The organism is Lyngbya sp. PCC 8106, assembly GCF_000169095.1.
In the GTDB taxonomy this organism is placed as follows: Bacteria; Cyanobacteriota; Cyanobacteriia; order Cyanobacteriales; family Microcoleaceae; genus Capilliphycus.
Map to the genome: position 1 here is coordinate 36,298 of NZ_AAVU01000032.1, position 23,710 is coordinate 60,007.

19 protein-coding genes are annotated in these 23,710 nt (G+C 41.0%); 6 read left to right on the top strand and 13 right to left on the bottom strand.

What is annotated here, in order from left to right:
• Positions 1–70: 70 nt before the first annotated feature.
• The 7 genes from L8106_RS19610 to L8106_RS19640 all read right to left on the bottom strand — a co-directional run bounded on the left by L8106_RS19610 (position 71) and on the right by L8106_RS19640 (position 12,349).
• The gene (locus L8106_RS19610) at positions 71–3,808 is read right to left on the bottom strand and encodes a WD40 repeat domain-containing protein (protein WP_009786161.1); all 3,738 of its coding nucleotides are present in this window, start codon (positions 3,806–3,808) and stop codon (positions 71–73) included.
• Between the two features lie 33 nt (positions 3,809–3,841).
• On the bottom strand, positions 3,842–4,885 hold the full coding sequence (locus L8106_RS19615) for a CHAT domain-containing protein (RefSeq protein ID WP_009786162.1): 1,044 nt from the start codon (positions 4,883–4,885) through the stop codon (positions 3,842–3,844).
• A gap of 26 nt (positions 4,886–4,911) precedes the next feature.
• Positions 4,912–7,083 (bottom strand): NACHT domain-containing protein, encoded by a 2,172-nt coding sequence (locus tag L8106_RS29825; RefSeq protein ID WP_009786163.1) that lies wholly within the window; start codon positions 7,081–7,083, stop codon positions 4,912–4,914.
• 256 nt (positions 7,084–7,339) lie between these two features.
• A complete protein-coding gene (locus L8106_RS19625) occupies positions 7,340–9,391 on the bottom strand; it encodes a caspase family protein (protein ID WP_009786164.1) in 2,052 nt (683 codons plus the stop codon).
• Positions 9,392–9,596: 205 nt separating this feature from the next.
• Positions 9,597–10,700, bottom strand: a complete 1,104-nt coding sequence (locus L8106_RS29830) for a C39 family peptidase (protein ID WP_009786166.1) — start codon at positions 10,698–10,700, stop codon at positions 9,597–9,599.
• Positions 10,701–10,870: 170 nt separating this feature from the next.
• A complete protein-coding gene (locus tag L8106_RS30830) occupies positions 10,871–11,725 on the bottom strand; it encodes a glycoside hydrolase family protein (protein ID WP_009786167.1) in 855 nt (284 codons plus the stop codon).
• Positions 11,726–12,082: 357 nt separating this feature from the next.
• Entirely contained in the window at positions 12,083–12,349 is a 267-nt protein-coding gene (locus L8106_RS19640; protein WP_009786168.1) for a hypothetical protein, read from the bottom strand.
• A gap of 244 nt (positions 12,350–12,593) precedes the next feature.
• Here L8106_RS19640 and L8106_RS19645 point away from each other — a divergent pair, with 244 nt between their 5' ends.
• From L8106_RS19645 to L8106_RS19670, 6 genes are all read left to right on the top strand, one after another.
• A complete protein-coding gene (locus L8106_RS19645; protein ID WP_009786169.1) occupies positions 12,594–14,027 on the top strand; it encodes a NupC/NupG family nucleoside CNT transporter in 1,434 nt (477 codons plus the stop codon).
• Positions 14,028–14,054: 27 nt separating this feature from the next.
• Positions 14,055–14,756, top strand: a complete 702-nt coding sequence (locus L8106_RS19650) for a hypothetical protein (RefSeq protein WP_009786170.1) — start codon at positions 14,055–14,057, stop codon at positions 14,754–14,756.
• Between the two features lie 102 nt (positions 14,757–14,858).
• Positions 14,859–15,470, top strand: a complete 612-nt coding sequence (locus L8106_RS19655) for a DUF3318 domain-containing protein (RefSeq protein WP_009786171.1) — start codon at positions 14,859–14,861, stop codon at positions 15,468–15,470.
• Between the two features lie 67 nt (positions 15,471–15,537).
• Positions 15,538–16,545 carry a YhdH/YhfP family quinone oxidoreductase gene (locus L8106_RS19660; protein WP_039896756.1) on the top strand — a complete coding sequence of 336 codons (1,008 nt, stop codon included), beginning with the start codon at positions 15,538–15,540 and terminating at the stop codon, positions 16,543–16,545.
• Positions 16,546–16,565: 20 nt separating this feature from the next.
• Positions 16,566–18,056 (top strand): dolichyl-phosphate-mannose--protein mannosyltransferase, encoded by a 1,491-nt coding sequence (locus L8106_RS19665; protein ID WP_039896757.1) that lies wholly within the window; start codon positions 16,566–16,568, stop codon positions 18,054–18,056.
• Between the two features lie 265 nt (positions 18,057–18,321).
• Entirely contained in the window at positions 18,322–18,504 is a 183-nt protein-coding gene (locus L8106_RS19670) for a hypothetical protein (protein WP_009786174.1), read from the top strand.
• Between the two features lie 25 nt (positions 18,505–18,529).
• Here the strand turns inward: L8106_RS19670 and L8106_RS19675 are convergent, their stop codons facing one another.
• The 6 genes from L8106_RS19675 to L8106_RS19700 all read right to left on the bottom strand — a co-directional run bounded on the left by L8106_RS19675 (position 18,530) and on the right by L8106_RS19700 (position 23,673).
• A complete protein-coding gene (locus L8106_RS19675; protein WP_009786175.1) occupies positions 18,530–19,489 on the bottom strand; it encodes a RimK family alpha-L-glutamate ligase in 960 nt (319 codons plus the stop codon).
• 3 nt (positions 19,490–19,492) lie between these two features.
• Positions 19,493–20,188, bottom strand: a complete 696-nt coding sequence (locus tag L8106_RS19680) for a hypothetical protein (protein WP_009786176.1) — start codon at positions 20,186–20,188, stop codon at positions 19,493–19,495.
• 14 nt (positions 20,189–20,202) lie between these two features.
• Positions 20,203–20,988 carry a hypothetical protein gene (locus tag L8106_RS19685; protein ID WP_009786177.1) on the bottom strand — a complete coding sequence of 262 codons (786 nt, stop codon included), beginning with the start codon at positions 20,986–20,988 and terminating at the stop codon, positions 20,203–20,205.
• A 237-nt stretch (positions 20,989–21,225) separates the two neighbouring features.
• Positions 21,226–22,038, bottom strand: a complete 813-nt coding sequence (locus L8106_RS19690) for a hypothetical protein (RefSeq protein WP_009786178.1) — start codon at positions 22,036–22,038, stop codon at positions 21,226–21,228.
• A 263-nt stretch (positions 22,039–22,301) separates the two neighbouring features.
• Positions 22,302–22,727: a CAAD domain-containing protein gene (locus tag L8106_RS19695; RefSeq protein ID WP_156803756.1), complete on the bottom strand. Its 426-nt coding sequence runs from the start codon at positions 22,725–22,727 to the stop codon at positions 22,302–22,304.
• Positions 22,728–22,902: 175 nt separating this feature from the next.
• Positions 22,903–23,673 carry an energy-coupling factor ABC transporter ATP-binding protein gene (locus tag L8106_RS19700; RefSeq protein ID WP_009786180.1) on the bottom strand — a complete coding sequence of 257 codons (771 nt, stop codon included), beginning with the start codon at positions 23,671–23,673 and terminating at the stop codon, positions 22,903–22,905.
• Positions 23,674–23,710: the final 37 nt, after the last annotated feature.

The following is a 23,710-nucleotide window of genomic DNA, read 5'->3' on the forward strand; positions in this document are numbered from 1 at the left end:
TTAAAACTAGAACTTATAGCACTACATGGACGCTGAAAGCTTGTTTTCGTCTACTTCAGACTTCTGACTTCTAAAAGCTCCCGACACCCTCACACACCCCCTTATCCTTCTCTGGAGCATTATGCTGCAAATAATCCCTCACCCAATCGCAATTACGCTCCATTAACCAGTCAAAGTCTATATTCCAGACTTTGATGGTGTTGTCTGCACTGCCAGAAACAATGGTTTTGCTATCGTTGCTGATGCTGACGCTTGAGACCGGGCTACCGTGTCCGGTGAGAGTGCGGATTAATTCTCCGGTTTCCAGATTCCAAACTTTGATGGTGTTGTCTGAACTGCCAGAAACTATGGTTTTGCTATCGTTGCTGATGCTGACGCTTGAGACCCGGCTACCGTGTCCGGTGAGAGTGCGGATTAATTCTCCGGTTTCTCTATTCCAAACTTTGATGGTGTTGTCCCAACTGCCAGAAACAATGGTTTTGCTATCGTTGCTGATGCTGACGCTATTGACCGGGTTACCGTGTCCGGTGAGAGTGCGGATTAATTCTCCGGTTTCCAGATTCCAGACTTTGATGGTGTTGTCCCAACTGCCAGAAACAATGGTTTTGCTATCGTTGCTGATGCTGACGCTATAGACCAGGCTATTGTGTCCGGTGAGAGTGCGGATTAATTCTCCGGTTTCTCTATTCCAGACTTTGATGGTGTTGTTATCACCGCCAGAAACAATGGTTTTGCTATCGTTGCTGATGCTGACGCTTCTGACATAGCTACCGTGTCCTTTGAGAGTGCGGATTTCTTCTCCGGTTTCAAGATTCCAGACTTTGATGGTGTTGTCTTCACTCCCAGAAACAATGGTTTTGCTATCGTTGCTGATGCTGACGCTTGTGACCGGGTTATCGTGTCCGGTGAGAGTGCGGATTTCTTCTCCGGTTTGGAGATTCCAGACTTTGATGGTGTTGTCATCACTCCCAGAAACAATGGTTTTGCTATCGTTGCTGATGCTGACGCTATAGACCTGGCCACCGTGTCCGGTGAGAGTGCGGATTTCTTCTCCGGTTTCAAGATTCCAGACTTTGATGGTGTTGTCCCAACTGCAAGAAACAATGGTGCCATCGTTGCTGATGCTGACGCTCCAGACATGGTTATCATGTCCTTTGAGAGTGCGGATTTCTTCTCCGGTTTCAAGATTCCAGACTTTGATGGTGCTGTCTTCACTCCCAGAAACAATGGTTTTGCTATCGTTGCTGATGCTGACGCTCCAGACCTGGCCATTGTGTCCGGTGAGATTGCTGATTTCTTTTCCGGTTTGGAGATTCCAGACTTTGATGGTGTTGTCACCACTGCCAGAAACAATGGTTTTGCTATCGTTGCTGATGCTGACGCTTCTGACCCCGTAACGGTGTCCGGTGAGAGTGCGGATTTCTGCTCCGGTTTCTCTATTCCAGACTTTGATGGTTTTGTCATCACTGCCAGAAACAATGGTTTTGCTATCGTTGCTGATGCTGACGCTACTGACCTCCCTATCGTGTCCTTTGAGAGTGCGGATTAATTCTCCGGTTTCAAGATTCCAGACTTTGATGGTTTTGTCATCACTGCCAGAAACAATGGTTTTGCTATCGTTGCTGATGCTGACGCTTCTGACCCCGTAACGGTGTCCGGTGAGAGTGCGGATTAATTCTCCGGTTTCAAGATTCCAGACTTTGATGGTGTTGTCACCACTGCCAGAAACAATGGTTTTGCTATCGTTGCTGATGCTGACGCTCCAGACATAGTTATCATGTCCTTTGAGAGTGCGGATTTCTGCTCCGGTTTCTCTATTCCAGACTTTGATGGTGTAGTCCCAACTGCCAGAAACAATGGTTTTGCCATCACTACTGATGCTGAGGCTATAGGCTGGGCTACGGTGTCCCAGCAAACGGTTCCGCTCCCTGCCTTCATAAACATTACCGATTAAAGCACCCAACACCTGTGGGTCTTTGGCTCGGTATTTTTGCAAGATTTTCCCGGCTCGAATGGCTTCCAAAAAAGCCTCTAAATCCTTTCCTTCAGTCAATTGAGCCTTAGAAGTTTGACCGAGAGAATTTGCTAGATTCAGTTGTGCATTTTTTGTCTGCTTCTGGGCTTGTACAGTCTGATACCAGGCCCCTACAGCAGCAGCGATCGCGGCCACTGATAAAACACTGAGAAATATTGCTCCTATCCGCAGCTTTTTGTTGGCTTGTTTTTGTTGTGCTTCCCTGGCTTGCGATGCTTCTAGAGCTTCTTTCTGTGCTTTGGCTAATTGCTCTTTTCGTTCTTCCTCCTGTTGTTGGAGGCGATCGCGATCTTGAATACTCTCCTGAATAAAAAGTTTCTCAGCTTCTAAATCTTCGGGACGCTCTTGCAGTTTTTCTTCTGCTTTTAGTAGAGCCGCTCCTCGTAACAAAGAACCTTGATCTCGATGGTTTTCTTCCCATTGTTTCTTTGCCGAACGCAGTTGTTCTTGCCAGGTTCTAAATTCTCGGTCTACTTCCATCCATTTCCTCAGTTGCCCCCAATTTCTAATTAAAGCTTCATGGACGACTTCAACGGTTTCTTGTTCGGCATTATTTTCTGTACGACTGGTGACAACTAACCGCGCATCTGCTAATTGTTTGACCAAATCCCAATTGCTCTCGTTGAAATCGGCCTGAGTCGCGACTCTGCGGGTGTCTTCTGTTCCCGCCCCCGGTTGCACTAACTGCACAAATATTCGCCGAACTTGTTGCTGTTCTTCTGGTTTAAGTTTACTAAATTTCTCATCAGCATAACCCGTTAAGGCGCCGGAAACTTCTCCGATATCTTCGTAGGCTTTATGGGTTAATTGTTTACCTTGGCGTTTTTTCCAAAGTTCAGTTAAAGCAAATTCTAATAAGGGTAAATTTCCCGGTTCTTTATCCACATCATCGAGAATGCGTTCAACCAGTCCGTGTTCAAAACTCACCCCCAATTTTTGGGCGGGTTTTTCAATCACATCTCGCAGTTCATTTTCATTCATCGGCCCCAGCATAATATTACCTTTTTGCAAGACATCAGCTAAAGGTCGATAAGAAAGCGCATTTCCGAGAAAATCCGCCCGCATCGTGGCAACTAACACCGTTGATAAAGAAGATTGTTCCGCGAAAGATTTAAAAGTGTTTAACAGTGTATCTAGAAATTGACGACGGATTTTTTCGTCGGGACAAAGGGTGTAAAGTTCCTCAAATTGGTCGGCTATTAATAAAGTCCGATTTTGAGGATTATTCTGTTGTATTGTTGCAAAAACATCGGATAATAAAACAGTATTGTTTTTAAAATATCCCGCTAATTGACGCGCTTGTGCAATGAGTTCTGTTTTATTCAAATTCGGTTCATAGAGCGGAACTAACGCTTGTGCGAGTGCATTAAAAGGGTCATTTCCCGGTCTAAAATGGGTAAATTGCCAGCGTCCAGCTTGAACCAATTTCGGCACTAATCCCGCTAAAATTACCGAAGATTTACCGCTCCCAGACGCACCCAACACGGGAATAAAATTGCGGGTTTCGGTATATTCAAAGAGTTCTTCGACAAAGACTTCCCGCCCAAAGAAATATTCTGAATTCTCGTAACTAAAATGATATAAACCTTGATAGGGACAGATTAAGTTATCATCGAAATCATCTTCAGTGGATGTGGTAACGGTGCGTTTTTCATAATAATAATTGTAGACGACCGTCTGAGTTAAATCCCGTCCAGCTTGACCCATCTGGGACTCTTTTATGGAAGCATCATCAACATTCAAGCGTTGGTTTGAGTGGGTTTCTTGAGTCATAATTTCCTGCTTTTAAAGTAAAAATCTGGACAATCAAGAATTAGATAAGGTTTTAGCTTCAACTTCTAACCAAGGCTCTAACTCAGTGAATAAAGGTTCTAATTTGGGCTGGAATTGAAGCCACACATTAGAGTCTTTGAGAACTTTGGTGGCTTTTTGTAAGCTTTTGGCTGCATAAGTTTTATCGGGTTCGTCTTCCCGAACTGCTTCTTGAGTATTTTCTAGGTAATTTAGAGCTTTTTCCTGCTGTTTTTCGGGTAAATCTGAATTGCGAAAAATCGCCTCAATTTTCTGAATTAACGTTACAACTTCTGTAACGGTTAGTTGTTTTTCAGAGTTATCGGAATTGAACTTTTGAGTTTGAGTCAGGTCGCGTCCGGCTTGACCCAATTGAACTTTTGAAAAAGTCCCGCCACTAAAGTTCATAGATTGAGATTTAGGTTGTTCAGACATAGGTTGAGAGGATGAATTATCTTTATTTTGAGTTTCTTTAGCGTCCTGAATATCGGAAATATAATGTCGAGGACGATACCGAATTTGTGGGGTATCCGACTCCGGTATTCCTTCTAAATCAATAGCATTGCAAGCAAAGTTGAAACATTGATCATAGGTTTTTCCGGCGCCCAAAGCTTCATAAAACGCCGTCGAAAAGTTAATCGCCGCAACATCTCCAACCGCTTTATTCATCCCCACCACACAATCAATATATTCATGGATAGCTTGGGCTTGTTCTTCGCTGTAGCAAGCATTGAGAACAACACATTGAACTTCTTGTTGAAACTGTTTAAACAGCTTGGCTAAAGCCTCACTACTGACGAGTTGAGTTTCTCCCGAATCATTTTCTAATATCAGTCCGTTACTCCCAGAACCATGACCCGAAAAGTGAACAATTGCAGGTTCATATTCTAATAATGCTCGTCGCAAATCTTTCACCCGAACGGCTGACTCACTCTCCACTTGAAATTGTTCTCTATTTTTTGACTGTTTCAATGCTTCTTTGATTTCGCGTGTTTCTTCTCCCAAACGTAACTGAACAGAATTTTTGGGATTGGATAATAAAATCAAAATAGTCTTCATGGTTAAATCTCCTTGATGTTACGAGTTTAGTTAGAAATAAGATCATAATTTAGTGCGGTTCCACACTTGGAACAAAAGTTAAAGTGAGGTAGATTTTCATGTTGGCAATTTCCACAAATTTTATTAGAGACTGATTCGGGTTCTAACGCCTTAACGGTTTTTAAAGTCTCAAGTTCTTCTGAGTTAACCGCATTAATCAAATCTATTGACTGAGAAACTTTCACCGAACTTTCTGGAACTTGTTCCGGTTCAACTTGAGCAAAATGTTCGAGTAGCATCCGGTGAATAAAGATGTAACCGCCCCCAACTTTTTGCAGGAATATTAGTTCTGTCGCGTAGTCCAGAAAACGAGCATAATTCCAGGGTGCAACACCTTTTTTATATAGCATTGAACGCAAAGTTAAATGTTTAATACAAGCATTCCAGCCTCCGATAATTAGTCCCAAAACCAGGCAAAATCCTCCTAGACAAATCCAAAAACTATCCTCTACATAATAAAAAAATTGTGAAGCCAAAAATCCGACTGCTCCTCCCATAACCATTCCGATGCTACCAATAATTAAAGCGTTAAAAACAGATGTTTTTATTCCTTGATTTGAAACCTTTTTGTTCTCTACTTCTGCTCCTTTTACTCCTTGATTGATACAGTACAATAGTCCAGAACTTAGCCCATAACATAGCCCTCCAATTGGCTGAAAAATTACTCCAAAAGTTACCCATCCAAGCCCTCCCAAAATCAGCCCTTTCTTCAGACTGTTTTGAAATTCTTTACCCGACCATTTTAAGCTTTCAACGGTTTTTATTTCTCCTTCATATAGTCCTACAATCAGCCCTAAGATCAGCCCAGGAATTGCTCCTAAAAGCTTTCCTAAAATGGGCGCAGAACTTGACCCATAGTATCCCCCAGAAATCTGCTTATAAATAGGTCCAAAAATTAGCCCAACAATTACCGCAAAAATTACCCCAGAAGTTAATCCACTGGTAATCCGATAAAAGATACGTTCTGCTTTTATTTCCAACCAAGAAGGTTGTATTTTTTCGATGAGAAATACAGTTTGAGACTCCTGTACCATCCGAGTCGCCAGCCAACCGATCCAATGTTTGGTTTTTTCTGGCGTATATTTCATCCTCATAGCTCGACCATGACGCTGAAACATTTGCTCAATATAAGTTTCAAAAAGATGGCGACGACGTTCTTCAATGGAACCGAATTGCTGTAAATTTTCAACAGAGATATCTTTGTAAGCCATGCTGACAATACTGAGAGTCAGGGGAGATTTCATCATTTCCTGCATCGCTGTATCTTGTTGCAATAGAGTTTTGACTCCCTGAAGTTGTTCCCCTGCTTCGTCTAAATACTGATTAATATGTTTTGATGTCAGAGGTTGAACGCAGATAGCACCCCGCACTTGTAGACGATTTGAGAGGGCTTGATAGTCTTTTATTCGACTACAGACGACCATCTCAGTTAACCCATAGTTTTGCATAAACTCATTGATGGCTTCTACACAAGCTTCTCGATGTTTGGCTCGCACCTCATCCAAACCATCCAGTAAAAGTAACAATTGTTGGTCTTTTACCCATGCTTTACCCAAAGACTTAGAAACGCCATAGTTGCTCTGAAGTTCATCCACTAACCAATCGGCGATTTTTTGCTGCTTTTTCGCCCAAGAAGATAAGTTAAAAACCACAGGTATTGGCTGATTCAAATTGTCCGAAGTTCGAGCGATTAAATCCCGCGTTAATTTCAACAATACCGTTGTTTTTCCGGCGCCGGGTTCACCCAAAATCAGCAGCGTTCGCCCTTCTCCCATCCGATTAAATGCAGTGGTGATTCCTCGATGTATAGATAAAGATTGTTTGGACTCATCTGGGGAGATTTGAACATTACTAAAAGGACGCTCTACCAAATCGGGTCGTTCTTCCAGTCCGAGTTCAATTATCGCCTTATTATGCAATGACCTTTCTAAAACATTCTCCACCCAAAACTCTTTAACTTCGTTGAGCAGTTTTTGTCGGAAGCGATATTCTTGTTGGGTTGGGGGTTTAACTTCTCGACGAAATAAACCTGCAAAACTCAAACTTTCATAGACCGTTACAGTCTGAATGAGGTCACGTCCAGCCTGGCCAATTTGAGAGCCTTCTATGGATGCACCATCAATATTTAAACGTTGGTTAGGGTTGGATTGTTCGCTCATAAATAAATTCTTGATCACAAACTTAATTCCTAATTAAACGGGGACTCTAATCTAGCTAATACTTTAAGTATCTTCAAATTAATTCCAACGGTAAAGTCACACAAATATGCGACATATTAACTTGATCCGAAATTGGCCATGAACCCCCCAAACCTTCTTGACTGGGGGCCAATAATCGGGGACTGAAATGGCCTAACCTCCCCCTTTTGATGGCCAGGGGGATAAAAGGGGGTTTGGGGGGATTTTTGGACGGAAATTAGAGACTTTCTTTGACCACTAATTTAACCTGTTCTGTTGTCCATTCATCACTCGCAAAAACTGCACGAGTTACATTCTTAGGATCGGGGTTTTCATCTGCGATCGCAGAGAATAATTCTTCAAGAGGATTACTCGCTGATTTACCCGTTATTTCAATTTTTGGCTGATCTAAGGCGGGTAATTGTAACCAATCAAAACTCGTTCCTTTAGCCGTTGCAAAGACTTTAAGAATGTCATCCCCTTCTGTATAACCTTCTGGAAGACTGGTATTGAAACGAACAAGAGTTTCTTGTCCACGTTCTAAAATTTCATAGTCTGCACCATCAGGATGAAGCTTACCAATACTCCAATCTGGCTGCATTGCAAGTACAGCAATATTGAGATTTTGAGGAGACTCATTGCGAATACGAAGATAGACGAACTCATCGACATCGACAGTGGGAATATTACCGGGTTCATCGAAAGGTATAAGTTCGCGTCCTTCTCCTGCTTTGCACAATTCGACTTTAATTTTTCCAGCTAATTTTGATGCTGGATCGTTGTTATCAAGCTGCATTACGGTTTGATATTTAGCCAGATGAACTAAACGTTTCATCAGAGTTTCTGCGGCTTGGGGTTCATCGACTTTTAAAGCGGGTCGAATGTTAGAAATTGGTTCTCCTACTTTATTGAGGATTTCATACTCGCCGCTTTCATTAATACGAACTTGATAGGCAAAATCATCGCCAACGCGATCGCCGGATACCCACTCAATACAATTATGACCTTGAACGGTTGATTTGACGTTTTCTAGTTCAGAGAAGTCTGAAGCTGTCGGTAATAAACGAACTTTTTTAACCAGTTTAACGCCGGGATTTAGAAGTAATGAACTGGCTCCTTTTTCGATGTTTTCAAATGTATTTTCACCGAAAAATTGTTTAATTTCTGCCCAAGACTCGACCGCGCCGACTTCTGCAATTTTAACAATTGCGACTCGTTTATCCGTTTGACTAAAATCGCTAATTCCGGGTGAATAAATCACAAATTCTGCACCTTTAGACACACCCGTTGCTTCCCCAACTTGCAACTGTACTCGGTTTTTAGCGGCATCGATATTCATCACCGGAACCGCCAATTGATAGGATGTTCCTTCACTGCTTAAAAATAAGCGATCGCCTTCACCATGCAACATCGGAGTTTGCTTATTATTATCGCTGTTAATATTAGCTAGCAAGCGATTATGAAGGGATTGATAGGTGATTTCTGATCCCAATTTTTTGAGGGAATTAATCAGCCAATAGGTCATCGCTCCGTGACGTTGACCTTCAAAAGTTGTCTCGTAAGCAGATTGATTATCCTGACAGGCTGCTAACAGCGTATAACCTTTGGGTTGAGGAAGCAAACCTGCTGCTGTAACGTTGCGTCCTCCTGCTGTTAAATTCTCCCAAGTTTGCATTAATTTTTCGGGAGAAGCAACTAAACTTTCTGTTGGTCGTGGAGTAGTGTCAATAATATTTAAACCGCGAACATCATAATCTTGATTTTCTTCATCTCGGCTTGCTCCCCCCGAATGACAACTATCCAATACAACGGTAACAATTAATCCTTTTTTGACCATGTTTTGCAGCAATTCGGCTAACTCTAAATCCCGCAAATATTGCCCTTCTTCCATACCAAGATCATTTGGAACTAAGGTTTCATCAACTCCCTGATCACCTTTTAAATCTGGATAATTTGTTGGTGTACGTCCCCCATGACCGGAATAATGAATATAAACTCGGTCATTGGGTTGAGCCATTTCTGTGATTTGTTGGAATTTGGCGATCATGTTTTTATAACTTGGCCATAGGCTCGAATCTTCTAAGGGTTGATTGGGATTATTTGGATCATTGGTAGAGGTTAATTTTAATAAATTCTCGTCTTTGAGGTTGTAGCTATTCTTGAGATATTCCTCAACTAACGTAATATCTCGAACGCAACCTTTTAAACTTCCAAAGCTACCACCATCCGGTAATTTGTTGGGAAGATAGCAGTCATTTCCGATGAGTAAAGCGTAGAGGTTAGTGGTCATGTTTTGTGTTCCTTTTGAGTGTTTTTGGATTGAATAAAATTGCTAAACAAGCGGATATTCATCTGTAGCAATTCTAAATCAGTTTTAATCTTTTTGAGTTCTTTCTCCTTACTCCCCTCGCCTCGCAGGAGAGGGGTTGGGGGAGAGGTCAAGATTGAACTAAAAGTTGCAAAGCAGGAGAAGGGTTTCGGGGAGAGGTCAAAATTTAAGCAAAACTTACAAGCAATTTTGCCCAAGTTGCGGGGCCAACAACACCATCAACAGTTAAGTTTTTTTCTTGTTGAAACTGCTTAATAGCATCATCGGTTTTTTTGTCAAATACTCCGTTTTGGTCTACCAAGTAACCCAGTTTTTTTAATGCGGTTTGTACCTGAATAACGTCCGAACCTTCTATGAATTTTTGCTTCAAACGCAACACCCGAGGAACCGGAAAATGACACCAAATTCCGCCACCAATATGACAAACTTCGTTAATATTATCGTAGCTATAACGCACATTTTCACCGCTAGCATTTTTATCGTATCCGCCTTGATATCCTAACCATTTTCCGTTGGGATCATTACAAATCCATTCGTTGGTTGTCTCGTCATAACCTTTGACAACAATAATATGACCAGAGTGGGTGAAGTAGCCATGAATGACAACTGGATTTCCGGAAGCAATATGCTGTTTAATCTCATTTTCAGACGCGAATTCTTTGAAATGGGAATTTTGTAATGCACCTTGACCATATTTTTGTCCCCACTCCCGCAACAATCGCATTAAAAATAGAGGTTTATGACGTGCTTGTTCGCTTCCAAAAAATCCATTTTCTTTATCCCATTGAGACGTTTTGAGATAGAGAACATCTTCGAGTTGAACATCTTGATCAAGATCGGTTTTAGTGCGAGAATCAATTCCGTAATATTTCAAGATCATGGCGATACAAGTCACATTACAAGAACCGCCCGGGTTATATTTATTATTGTGTTGGGTGTGGAAAGGAACGGCTAAATTAACTTTGGGTAGAAGTGTTGGTGGAAATTTTTGAGCATCACGACTTCCGCGAGCAACTTCTGCGTTAAAGATTTCGACTTCACTCGCCAAACAATAGTATTGTTTATCGATATCTTCGAGCGCAACTGAACGCACATCAACATCTTCTAAGATGACTCGAATGTGATTTCCTTGTAAGTTGAGGGTGTATCCACTAATCGGAATTTCATCACCTGCTTTATAGACGAGGAGATGTTCAGGTAAGAGTTTTTCGGGAGTAAAAGGAAAGCGTTTCAGGTAGGAATCTGTTTTGAAGTGTAGAATATATTGCATGGTTTTGTTATTTTTGTTGTTGTTTTTCTGTACAATTTGAAGTGAGTCATCAAGAGAAAACGTTAATTTTTACAAAAATAACCCCCTCTTGAATTAACTCATTTTAAGGTTGCTAGTCAAGATGTAAAGTTTCAACTATTTTTTAGAAAATGGATGGATCTAAAGGGAGGTTATAAGCCTAATTCGGTGATGGTGATTGGCCCAACTAATCCATCTGGATCTAATCTTTTTTGAGCTTGAAATTTTTTCATCGCTGCATCAGTCTCGAGATCAAAAACACCATTTTTTTGAATATCAAATCCCGCTTTTTGCAGTCCTTGTTGAACATAACGAACGTATTCACTTTTAATTTTGGGTTGAGTTAATTGGAGAAGTTCGTATTCTAGAAAAGGTTGCCAAGGTTTGCCCAAAAATAAGGCTCGTTCAGCCATGCGTCGGCGTGTTAACCCCAGTAAAGGCTGACCTCCTGCTTTGTTCCAGCGAGGAAATTCAAGGCTTGCTTCTTGCAGTTTTCTCACATTTAAAAACTTGAGGAGAGTTGACTTGAATAATGAACCCGCTCCCAAGTTAAAGCAAAATGAAACTAATGCTGAGAATTGATGATCATTAATTTCGACTTCCACTGCATCTTCAACCGCGATTTCAAATTCTTCGATATCTTGACGCAATAATTCCTCAGCTTCAGCTTGAGTAATTGTCATTCCTAAAAACACATCTTTCGTATGTCCATAACCAATGGTCGGGACACCAACAGCATCCAGATAAGCTTCAAGTTCGACTCCTTCAAAGGCTTTAATCAGCTTAATTCCTTCTGGATTAATTTTTCGACGACTGCTGCGAGGGGGAATCATGTCTCCGCGAGGAATGGGGTTAGTTGGTTCCACAGTAAAAGTATCTGCTAAGGTAAACTGTAATACTTTGATTAACTGTGATACTTTTCCTTGAGTATCTACAACTCGCAGGGGTTGATTTCCTTCAAATTCATAGACTCGATAATCATCAAAAATCTTCAGTGTTCTTTCCATGATGTTAACTCACCCTAATATTTCTCGTTCCAAGTTCATCCGGTGAAGGAGTGATGCTTGTTACCTTTTTTCGAGGTATGGCTCTAGAATAGGTTGAGAAACTGCACCGAAGCAAATCTAGAATTCAAAGCCTGAATCAGCTTCTAGCATTGAGTTTGAGCAGTGGGGGAACTCCGACAACTTCGGGGATTCCCCGAACTTTGTGATTTTAAATCTGATCTCAAACACGTAACTATATGTAAGAATTAAAAATAGCAACGAAAGGTTTAAAGTTGCAGTCGTTGCTAGTTAATATATTTATTATTCTTGATCAAAACTTGACCGATAATCCTAGTAAAAAATGGATTGTTCTTAATTTCAATCTTCCATTGGCAAGTCCTGATCGCGAGGTTTAAGATTAGAAGGCGGGCGATCGCTACTCCAAGCCCACCAAGTCCCCCCACATTGACACTGATAAAATTCTTGCCATTTACGACGATGATTGTCACCATATACCGGAGAACGACGATTAATCCAGACTTGTTGTGCTTCTAAAGAATTTGCAGAACAATTCGGACAGCAAAATTCAAAAGCATGAATTGCATTATTAGTCCAAGCAGGCGGAGTTGGCTGAAAAGCATCCATTAGTCAAAAATTGGCTCATCTGAGAAACACTGTTACTATTGTGTGCCTATTTTGGAAGATTGGGAATGCAAGAGTTGAATTTGGGATTTTGGAGTTTTTTCGATCTCCTCAATTTCCTCAATTTCTCCTCATCGCCTGACTCAAGCTTGAGAAGATAGATCCATTAGAGTCCGTTTATCGCTAATATGCTTGTCATGGAAGCCTTTATAAGGCAATATGCCCTTAGCTGGAGAGGTTGTATGGTATGAACCCACTGTTGAACTTGATATCTCTGTTAGGAATTGCAGGCTTATGTACAATCGCCTGGTTAGGATCTGAAAATAGAGATGTGATTCGCTGGAAAGTAATTGCTTGGGGGATTGGCTTGCAATTATTTATTGGGTTGATCGTCTTTGTGTTTGGCCCTCAACTGGTTGAAGGACTGAGTACCTTTCTCAACGCCATTTTAGATGCGTCTGAGGCGGGGGCTAGATTTCTATTTGGTGGCCCAAATTCAGTTTTGGTGAGTGATCCCAATTTTGCGGCGGGTCCTGGGCCGGCTGGTCGATGGATTGCCAGGGCTATCGGTACACCCTATGTTGCGGTTCCTGGCGATCGCATTGGCCCGGACAATATTAACCCCGGATTTACCTATGTTCTGGCGTTTCGAGCTTTACCCCAGGTGATTTTCTTTGCAGGTTTGATCAGCTTGCTGTATCGGTTAAATATTATTCAACCGATTGTCAAGGTTTTTGCTCAAGTTTTTCAGAAAACAATGGGAATTAGTGGAGCCGAATCTCTAGCAGGTGCGGCTAATATTTTTGTGGGAATTGAGTCAGCTATTGCCATTAAACCCTACTTGCTGGATATGACTCGCAGCGAACTTTGTGCCATTTTGTCGAGTTGTTTTGGTTCGATAGCATCTTCAGTTTTAGCCCTGTATGCTGGCTTTTTACGTCCGACTTTTCCAACGATTACCGGACATTTAGTTTCCGCATCTATTATGACGATTCCGGCTTGTTTCGTCTTATCAAAACTCCTCGTTCCCGAAACTGGAGAACCGAAAACAATGGGTGGGGTTCCCCAAGATCCAGAAGAAGATTTAGAACAACGTCCAAATCCCATGGATAGCTTGATTGGGGGTGCATTAGATGGGGTGAAAATGGCGGTAGGAATTGCCGCTGCATTAATTGCGATTTTGGGTATGGTTGCTTTGATCAACTTGCTGTTTTCCTCCTTAGCAAGTCTGGCTGATAGTGAAGTGATCATTCTGCAACCGCTTGGCAATGTTTTTCAAGTGATTACGCTACAAAATATTTTGGGTGCTTTATTTTTACCGTTAACATTTATCACGGGAGTTTCTCTAGATTGGCAAGAACTTTGGCAAGCTTCGGTGTTAATTGGTAGACGTTTACTCGAAACAAATATTCCTCCCTATCAAGCTTTAGCCCAACTGAATGCAAGCGGTGGAATTAGCGATCGCACAATGCTGATTGTTAGTTATGTCTTGTGTGGTTTTACTCATTTTGCCTCCTATGGTATCTTTGTTGGGGGGTTATCTTCTCTGATTCCGACTCGCAGTTCAGAAGTCTCTGCTTTAGGTTTAAAAGCATTATGGGCGGGAACTTTAGCAACATTAATGACTGGGTGTATTGCGGGTGTATTTGACTTTGGAAATCCGATGGTATTTGGCAAATAAACTCACATTTTACTCAGGAATTTAACGATGAAAAAAAGCCGCTTTACATGGATGGCGATCGCCACAATTACCACTTTAATTTTAATCCTCATCGGTCAACCTTCAAAAGTTATAAAATCTTCCTTTGCAGTTGTCAATATAGGTTTACCGACTCAAGCCCAACAAGCCTCTCCCACGCCCAAACCATCTCCTTCCCCGGCGGCTTCTCCCTCGCCATCACCGACTCCAACGCCAACACCCACCCCAACCCCCGTACTCACTCCTCCGACTCCCGAAGTTCAACCGCTACCGTTAAGCGAGAGTAACTATAAAGATCCTCAAGGTCGATTTCAGATTGGGATTTTAGAGGGATATAATGTCGGTTTTGCGGGAAATTTTCCATTAATTGAATCACCCGAAGGCAATTTAGCCTATACTGTTGTCGCTAAAACCCGAGAAAGTAACCGACAAATTCCGAATGCAAGTTTAGCACAAATTGCCATTGAAACCTTTGAACGAGGTGAGGGATTTCAGCCCGATTCCTATCAAGAATTAGGCACAGGTTCAGTTAGACTTCCTTGGACGGGAACCTTAAAAATGGGGGCTAAAACTCAACCCATTCAAGGGAAAATTTTAGCGCGTCAAAGTGGTAATAATATTTTTCTGTTGTTAGTTTCTGCAACCGAAGAAAAAACCACAGAAATTGATGCAGCAATTGCGGCTTTATCGGATACCTTAAAACCGATTTAACCGTCACAAAATCAGCCGTAAACTGAGGTATTCGTGAAACAAACTGTTCAGCAAAAACAACTCATTCCTCTTAAAACTCCAAACTAACAATTGAGATGACCCATGACCCAAGATGCTGAAATTTATCACCTATTAGACTTGATGCCTGCTTCGGGTCGAATGATGACTCAGTTGGTGAGTAAACCCCAACAAAAAACAGTCATTGACAGCCCATTTCCGCTTCCCTGGAAACCCATGCGGCGAATTTTTATCAACTTTGAACTATGGCAAAATTTATCTCGGTCTCAACGAGATTTGCTGTTGTTAAGAACCGTGAGTTGGGTGTCTAATATTCGCTGGATTAAACTGGATATTAATCAGGGTGTTGTCTTAGCGGGAGTTGTGGGAACTGTCATTGAAATCTCTCAACAAGATGCAGTCGGATTGATGTTAGCCGGGAGTTTAGCCGCTTTGGGTTTAACTCAAATTTGGAAATCAAACCGTAGTTCTCAAGTTGAATTAGAAGCCGATGAAATGGCAATTCGTGTCGCCCAACGACGGGGTTATTCTGAAGTAGAAGCCGCTCATGCTTTGTTACAAGCAATTGAACGAGTTGCCGAAATTGAAAATCGAACAAGTTTGGATTTTCTGGAGTTAATTCGCTCTCAAAATTTACGGGTAATTGCTAAACTTTCTCCGGTTGTTATTCCTGACAAGATTCGACAGCAAACTTGATAATTTAATCTTGATTGAGTTAAAGTCTCAGTTTTCTCAAAACTATCATCCTGTATTCAAAAAATTCATGTCGGCAACCTTTAAAGCCTTACGGATTACTCAAACCGCAGAACAAAATTTTACCCAAGAAGTCGTTGACTTAAACCGGGAAAATTTACCCCCTGGAGACGTTTTAATTCGGGTGCATTATTCCAGCTTAAATTACAAAGATGCCCTCTCTGCGACCGGAAACCCAGGTGTAACTCGTCAATTTCCTCATATTCCTGGTATTGATGCTGCTGGAATTATTGTCAGTAGCCAGGTGTCTCAATTCAAGCCTGATGATGCGGTGATTGTTACGGGTTATGATTTGGGGATGAATACCTGGGGCGGTTTTGCGGAATATATTCGAGTTCCGGCTGAGTGGGTTGTACCGCTTCCCCCTGAATTAAGCTTACAAGAAAGTATGATTTTGGGAACAGCAGGATTGACTGCGGCTTTGAGTGTTAATGCGTTAATTAAACATGAAATTACACCAGATTTAGGAGAGATTTTAGTCTCAGGTTCAACGGGTGGTGTTGGTAGTTTAGCGGTTTCAATTTTAGCAAAATTAGGCTATTCTGTTGTGGCGGTAACGGGAAAATCAACCTGCCATGATTTCCTGAAAATGTTAGGGGCAAAATCAATTATCAATCGCTCAGAAATTGATCATAACACAGACAAATCGATGTTAAAAGGACGTTGGGCGGGAGTGATTGATACGGTGGGTGGAAATCTGCTAGCAACGGCGATTAAATCAACTCGATATGGCGGTTGTATAACGGCTTGTGGCTTGGTTGCAGGAGCGGATTTAAACTTAACCGTTTATCCGTTTATTTTGCGGGGTGTGCGTTTAATTGGAATAGATTCGGTGCAATGTTCGATGTCTCAACGGTTGGAAATTTGGTCAAAACTTGCTAAAATTTGGAAACCGACCCATTTAGAAGAATTAGCAACAACAATTTCTCTCACACAGTTACCTGAAAAAATCTCAGAAATCCTTCAGGGTAAAATCAAAGGTCGCATTGTCGTTGACTTACATCAAACGTTTTCTTAGTTATTATTGAGTCGTGACTTATGACCCAAGACGGACAACGTTTTAACTCCTCACAGTTTAGGTTTAGACTAGGAATGATGATTATTTTCCTCGTCTCGTTAGGGTTGCGATTTTGGGGATTAAGTCGATTTAATCTATTAGTTTTTGATGAAGTTTATTACGCTAAATTTGCAAACAATTATCTGACTCAGACTCCTTTTTTTAATGCTCATCCGCCTTTAAGTCAATACATTATTGCGATTGGAATTTGGATCGGTTCTCGTTTACCCTTTGGTCAAGATACGGTTAATAATTTGGCAGGTTCAACCCTTTCAACTTGGAGTTATCGTTGGATGAATGCTTTAACAGGTGCATTTATTCCCATGATTTCTGGAGCGATCATTTATCAACTCACTTCCCGTCGAACTTATACTTTACTTGCGACGTTATTAATTGCCACCGATGGTTTTTTCTTAGTCGAATCTCGCTATGCACTCAATAATATTTATATTGTCATTTTTGGGTTAGTTGCTCAACTCCTATTTATACTCTCATTGAAAGCAAAAAAAGTCAAGCGATGGCTGCTGTTAATTAGTTCAGGAATCTGCTTTGGTGCAAGTGTAGCGGTAAAATGGAATGGTTTAGGATTTATTTTAGGAATTGTTTTACTGTTAATCATTGCTTGGATCATTCAATTTTCCCAGACTTCTACTGAAAATCGACCCACTCCTGTATCTCCTCAATCTCCCCTCGAAAATTTAACCCAGTTATCAATCCTACAATTAGTTTTAAGTTTAGGTGTGATTCCGATTTTATTTTACTTGATTGCTTGGATTCCACACCTCCAAATTAGTCCTGAACCCGGACTCTGGGAACTGCAAACTACAATTCTCAACTACCACAAAACTTTAGGAAATGGGCCAGATATTCATCCCTATTGTGCGGCTTGGTATACTTGGCCCTTAACGCTGCGTCCACTCGCCTATTTTTATGAAAGAATTGATCACCTCACCAATCTTGATCCGACTGTTCCTCCCCCAAATTTTACACCGGTTATTTATGATGTTCATGCCATGGGAAATCCTCCCTTGTGGTGGTTTTCTGTTGGGGCAATTATTTTAACAATTTTGGTGTTATGGCAACGGATCATCACTTGGGTTAAAATAAAGAATAACCCATCAATTTTATCTGTAACTTCAGTTTATGTTTCTACCCATTTTCTCCCCAAAGTGGAGTTCTGGCTATTACTCTATCTGATCGTTAATTGGTTAGCAAATTGGACACCTTGGATGACTGTCACCCGTTGCGTTTTTCTCTATCATTATATGAGTGCATTTGTGTTTGCAGGACTCATACTCGCTTGGTGGATTGATCGCTGGTTGCAGAGTAATCTCTTTCACTTACGCTTGATTGGGGCAACAATACTCGGTTTAATTTTACTCGGTTTTGTCTTTTGGATGCCCATTTTTTTGGGTCTTCCCCTCTCTCCTGAACAATGGAAAATCAGAATGTGGTTTTCAAGCTGGATTTAGGGAAAATGAGACTTTTATCATATTTTTTCAAGAGTTGCTGATCTAAGATAAAAGCAGCTAAAATAGACAAGTAGCGGAAAACCGAACCTCCTCAAGCCTTCAGAAAAATTGTAGTATTTCCGGAATAAAAGTTCAATGACTTGAAGATAATTAAAGTGATGTCAATCACGAAAATTAACCCAGTTTATCACGGCAAAGTTAATCATTGCAGGTGATAATACTAAAATAAGAGAAAAATCAAGTTAGAAGCGAGGAGACAACGATCATGGAAGACAACATCAACAAAAATTTTACCTCTAAATCCGAAGACAACTTAAAAGAGGAAACCAAAGAAATAAATGCACTTGCAAAAGCATTTATGGTCAGCCTAACTTGGTCAATGGCAGGTTTAACAACAGCTAAGAAGTCTCCTCAATCCAAGGAAGATACACCCCCAAAAAATAAGTAGATCTATAGCCTCATACTGAATGAGGTTAACCGATCATACTGTTGACTGTTTCAATCGTTTGTGTCTGTTGTTGAGTGAGTAACTGTGCGATCGCTAAACTAATCGGTTGATGAGTTTCTTGCTGATAAAATGTATAACCGGGTGACGGATTAACCTCAAAACAATACCATTGACCATCAGTCGTTTGCCGTAAGTCAATACCCGCTAGAGGAAGTTTCAGGGTGGCAGCGAGTTGTCGGCATCGTTGTTCAATTTCTAGCGGTAAAACATCACTGTTTAATTGAGGATAATCCGTTGTATCACCCGGATAGCGATAATCATCCGCCATTGATGCGATCGCACAAGCAAAAACCGCCTCACCTACGACATGAACCCGATAATCTTGTCCGGGAATATATTGTTGAAATTGAGTCGGACACCAAGCCACATTAGCCAGACGTTTGTGATGTTCAGGACTCAGACGAGACACTTTACTCCGAGTCGAACTAATCGACTTATAAATTACACTTCCATGCTGTTTCCAAAACTCAGAAACTGCATCAGGATCGGTTGTTACAAGAGTATCAGGAACAAGAAAACCTGCTTGACGAATCTTTTGTAATTGGTAGGGTTTAGAATTATTAGAAGCCATTGCACTGGGACGATTTAAAACCAATGCAGAGGTCATTTCTACCCAAGAGAGTAACGCATCATCAACTGCTGCGGCGTGTTGCCAAATTCGACTCTTAGAACCTGCTTCGACAACAATCGGAAGACGGCGAGATTCGTAGGGACGTAAATAGACTCCTGTAACTTGATTGAGATCAATTTTGAAGTTAGGTGTACAAATTTCACCTGCAATTGTGCTTCCGACAGAGAGGGAAATTTCAATATGTGCAATCTCCCGTTGGTCTAAAAATACCGTTGGAAAACCCAGATGATTCAACTCTTGATAAACAGTATATAAAGGTGAATCTCCGGGTAATCCCCACAGTAGAGTTAACATAAATTACATCTCGCTAAAGTATTCTAAAATGGCAGTGGTAATCTCCGAAGATTTGAGATCTGGCCATAAATCTGCACTGATAAAATGGGCGTCAGCTTCTGGATGATTATAGTGAACAACTAACAACTCGATCCCTGCAAATTGAGCAAGTTTTTTCGCTTGAGTTCCTAAAATTGGATCAACCTCACCAATATAGCGATCGCCAATTACTGTTACACTAACTCGCTCCGAAGGAATTTGGGCTTGTTTAGGTTCAGTTTTTAAGCTAATATATTGATGGTGAGTTTCTACAGACATTCCCACTTGAGAAGCTGCATAAATCCACTGTTGAGGTCGCCAATTTGTTCCCATTAAGCAAATCGGTGTTGGTTTATTCAGGATTGGACAGGAAAGATCAGCCAACCAAGACCCTAAAAATGCTGTCATTTCAGCCGCAACATAAGGGCGATCCGTATCAACAATACTCAAGAGTTCTTGTTCAAATACACAGGGTAAGCGAGTTAAAACTCCGGTAATTTGTTCGACAGAAATCACTTGATCGTTGATGAGCGCCGTTGAGTCTTGAAGGCTTCCGAGATAGTGACGCCAACCCACTTTTGATAAATCATCAGGAGTGAGTAACGTCACATCTCCATCCGTCCAATTTTCCACCCAGAAGCGAGCAGCCTCATCGTAACAACTGGCTAATACAATAAGCACTACTCGCCTCCTTTTTATACTTCGTTTAGGGCTTGATCTCCAACAGTCGGACGTTCATCGGGGGAGATAAAAGCTTCCCCATTTTGTTCGAGACGTTGTTGAATATTGTCAATGGTTTGAGCCATTAAACCCAATGTTTCTTGAATTTCAGGATTGGGAATGGTAATATTATCGGGATTGGGTTTGTTAAGGTCTGGAATTTCCCGAACTTTGATGTCTGGAATTTCTTTGATTTCCGGTTTGATTTCTTTGAAACCTTTGGGTGTGCCAGTGAGTTCAAACAAACTGCTTCCGGTTGCAGTCGGAAGGCTATAAACCAGTTGATCAAACTCAGATAAATTCATCAGACCTTTGTTGACAAAAGTACCGCGATGTTCAGGAGTCAGCAATACATTGAAACGTTGGAAATTTCCAAAACGTCCTTGTAAAAAGATTTCTACATAACCCCGAATTTCTAATTGATCCTGATCAGGATTGAGTTTAGTGATGTCGGGTTGTAAAATGACTAAAGCGGTATCGTGAGCAGGAATAGAAATGTTATAGTTGAATTTTCGCGGATCAGCAGTCGGAATTAAGTCACCAAAAACATTATTACCAACAACATCTCGAATGGTGATTGTATCATCTAAATTTAGATTAGGCGTTGTCGCAGAAAACCCCAGTCTCAGTCGTAAAGGGGTATTATTGGGATTAGCAATGGTTAGAAAATAACCTTGTATAACTGTACGAGCTGAACCGGGAATATTACCCTCAACTGGAGTAATGGGTTTTAACAGTAACTCAAATGTTGAAACGAGCATATAATTCCTTAAAACTTTGTGTTGGATGAGCGAGTTCAAGATATTTTTGTCTGTTCGTTGAAATTGAACAGGAGTAATATCTTGTTCTTGTTTCCAACTTTAGCGAGTTTGTATAGGGCTTGAAAAGTCGCTAATTTAAGTGTCGCTAATTTAAGTGACTTCGTTTCAGTGACATGAAACTTTCCGAAAAGGTCAGACTAAATAATGTAAAGTATCTCTGATTTGTAATCAACCCCCTCACATTTGTATCGAGGGATTTTGTCCGATCACCACTCCCCAAAAGTGGGTTTTAAACGTCACTTCATCAACCTGAACTTGCATTTTTTTTGCCCAAGTATAAACCTCAAACTGAACAGAACTTTTAGATTGAATCGAAATATTACCTAAAATTGATATCCAATGACTTGGATAAGGAATACGGGGTGGTTGATTTCTTAATAACCCTCCGTCGTTAATCAACGCTAAAGCAACACCGCCTAATTTTAACGCCTCATAAACATCTTGCATTGCTTCCAAATCTCCAAATAGATAAGTATTGTTATATTGAATTTTTTGATACCCTAAAATCTCTTTCACCCATTTAGCAATTTCCCAAGATTTCGTCATACCACCCACATTACGAACAATATCTGATGTATTAGGATGAATCGGAACAATTAAATTTTCTGACTCTCTTAAGGTTGATAAAATCATCCAGTCAACTGGCGGCATTCTATAATTTCCTTCGCCGTTTCGCAAATTTTCAGACGCAGAAATCCAAATTCCACTCTGAGTATGAAATCCGCCAATTTGAAATAGATTTCGACAGATTTTTACATAAGATAAAGGATCACGACGAATCAGTTCAAAAATAATCACCGCCGGCCCACAAAAGGGTTGACTTCCTTGGTTTAATGTGAAAGGATTATTAACACGCGATCGCAATTGTGCAGTGATTTGATTTTTATCCAGTCCTCGCCAAACACCGGGAACTTTCGACTGTTCAAAGGCTGTAATTTCTGCTAAAGCTTGACGAACTTGATCAGAATTGGGGAGTTGTGAAACCATCATTCAAAATTTAAGGTTAGCATCCTCAAGATTAGCAAGTTCTTCAAATTGCCTCTAGTTAGGGCTTAGGTGTCATAACCATGGTAAGTTAAGTAGGCTTGTAGCTTAAACGAATTACCGGAAGATATCCAACGAACGTAATAACTTTTTCTTCCTAAAAAATTTCCTCATCTCCTCATTGCAAAAAACCTCCACCCCTGATTAGAGATGGAGATTTTAAAGAGAGTTTTTGAGTCCAAATCCTGATAAAAATTATGCGGGTGAGATTATTTTTTTCCGCTGATTTGTTCCCAGAACGCTTGAAATTCTTGAGACAATTCTTGGCGGTTGGAAGCCCGCAACAAATACCGATAGATAAACCAAGCCGAATATCCCATACCAATCAACTCAAACGTTGGTGCGAGTAAAGGAATATCGTTAAGCGCATCGATCACCGCAAACAGAACTCTGAGGGACACAATTGCCGCTATAATCAGCAAAATAGTGATGATCGGTTTTTGGTATTCCTCAAAGAAACCAGAGACATAAGCCGGAAATTCAGCGAGGACTTCAACGACTTTGGCTTTGATTTCCTCAAACTGAGTTGTCGTTGTCTGTTCTTCGAGTGCAGCTTGCGTCAAGGGATCAGCAGGTGTCGTGTTGACATTGACAGAAGTTGGGGTTGTTGTGCTTTCTATTTTAGGATCGGGCATATTCGCCTCCTGAGATGACATCAAAACATCATGATAAACCAGCAGAATCATTCTCCTGCTAGCAGTAGAGACAAGAGTAGCAGTCTTTTAGCTGTCATTGCTACTTATTTTCGTTAATTGTAAACTTCTCAAATGGGACATCAGTATAATGACCTATTGAAAAATCAAGATCGGCTCAATAATCTAACGGTAAGCCACAGCTTTCCAACACCGAGGAATCTTGCAGCAATTGTTCTGTGGGCATATCTACCCTAATTTTACCCTGTTGTAGCACCATTGCCCGTTGGGTAACTCTCCTAACCCAATTGAGATCGTGAGAAGCAATTAACAGCACTTGTACGGGTAACTCGGGTAAAATCTCGGCGAGATGACGACGCCACCACGGATCAAGGCCGTTGGTTGGTTCATCTAAAATCAAAATAGAAGGGTTCAAAGCTAATATTGCGGCTAACGCGGCTAACCGTTTTTGTCCCCCGGAAAGTTCATGTACAGGACGGTTAGTTACATCTGCTAGTCCAAAGTCTGCTAAGAGTTCCTGGGCTTGTTCAGTGGCTTCTTCTGGAGAAACTCCGTAGTTACAAGGCCCAAAAATCACATCTTCTAAAATAGTGGGCATAAATAGCTGATCATTGGGTTCTTGAAAACCAAACCCAATTTGACGCCGCACTTCAAATAAATTTTTTTGTTCTAGAGAAATTCCTTGAATCCAAATTTTACCGGAGTTGGGTTGTTTTAAGCCGACTAAATTTTCCATTAAGGTACTTTTTCCGGTTCCGGTTTTCCCTAAAAGGGCGATTTGTTCTCCCGGCTTGAGTGTAAAGGAAATTTCCTGTAAAACTGGATTTTGATTGGGATAACCAAACACTAAATCTTCAACAAGAATTCCATTTTTATCGATCATCTCTGTTGAAGAACGATTAATTTGTTCGGGTGTTGTATGGCTCAAAGTCCGATAGTCCTCTCAATGAAATGATTACCAATAA

What these genes read in the sequence shown, in the direction of transcription:
- L8106_RS19610 (WP_009786161.1), bottom strand. Translation starts at nt 3,808, where the DNA reads ATGACTCAAGAAACCCACTCAAACCAACGCTTGAATGTTGATGATGCT.
- L8106_RS19615 (WP_009786162.1), bottom strand. Translation starts at nt 4,885, where the DNA reads ATGAAGACTATTTTGATTTTATTATCCAATCCCAAAAATTCTGTTCAG.
- L8106_RS29825 (WP_009786163.1), bottom strand. Translation starts at nt 7,083, where the DNA reads ATGAGCGAACAATCCAACCCTAACCAACGTTTAAATATTGATGGTGCA.
- L8106_RS19625 (WP_009786164.1), bottom strand. Translation starts at nt 9,391, where the DNA reads ATGACCACTAACCTCTACGCTTTACTCATCGGAAATGACTGCTATCTT.
- L8106_RS29830 (WP_009786166.1), bottom strand. Translation starts at nt 10,700, where the DNA reads ATGCAATATATTCTACACTTCAAAACAGATTCCTACCTGAAACGCTTT.
- L8106_RS30830 (WP_009786167.1), bottom strand. Translation starts at nt 11,725, where the DNA reads ATGGAAAGAACACTGAAGATTTTTGATGATTATCGAGTCTATGAATTT.
- L8106_RS19640 (WP_009786168.1), bottom strand. Translation starts at nt 12,349, where the DNA reads ATGGATGCTTTTCAGCCAACTCCGCCTGCTTGGACTAATAATGCAATT.
- L8106_RS19645 (WP_009786169.1), top strand. Translation starts at nt 12,594, where the DNA reads ATGAACCCACTGTTGAACTTGATATCTCTGTTAGGAATTGCAGGCTTA.
- L8106_RS19650 (WP_009786170.1), top strand. Translation starts at nt 14,055, where the DNA reads ATGAAAAAAAGCCGCTTTACATGGATGGCGATCGCCACAATTACCACT.
- L8106_RS19655 (WP_009786171.1), top strand. Translation starts at nt 14,859, where the DNA reads ATGACCCAAGATGCTGAAATTTATCACCTATTAGACTTGATGCCTGCT.
- L8106_RS19660 (WP_039896756.1), top strand. Translation starts at nt 15,538, where the DNA reads ATGTCGGCAACCTTTAAAGCCTTACGGATTACTCAAACCGCAGAACAA.
- L8106_RS19665 (WP_039896757.1), top strand. Translation starts at nt 16,566, where the DNA reads ATGACCCAAGACGGACAACGTTTTAACTCCTCACAGTTTAGGTTTAGA.
- L8106_RS19670 (WP_009786174.1), top strand. Translation starts at nt 18,322, where the DNA reads ATGGAAGACAACATCAACAAAAATTTTACCTCTAAATCCGAAGACAAC.
- L8106_RS19675 (WP_009786175.1), bottom strand. Translation starts at nt 19,489, where the DNA reads ATGTTAACTCTACTGTGGGGATTACCCGGAGATTCACCTTTATATACT.
- L8106_RS19685 (WP_009786177.1), bottom strand. Translation starts at nt 20,988, where the DNA reads ATGCTCGTTTCAACATTTGAGTTACTGTTAAAACCCATTACTCCAGTT.
- L8106_RS19690 (WP_009786178.1), bottom strand. Translation starts at nt 22,038, where the DNA reads ATGATGGTTTCACAACTCCCCAATTCTGATCAAGTTCGTCAAGCTTTA.
- L8106_RS19695 (WP_156803756.1), bottom strand. Translation starts at nt 22,727, where the DNA reads ATGCCCGATCCTAAAATAGAAAGCACAACAACCCCAACTTCTGTCAAT.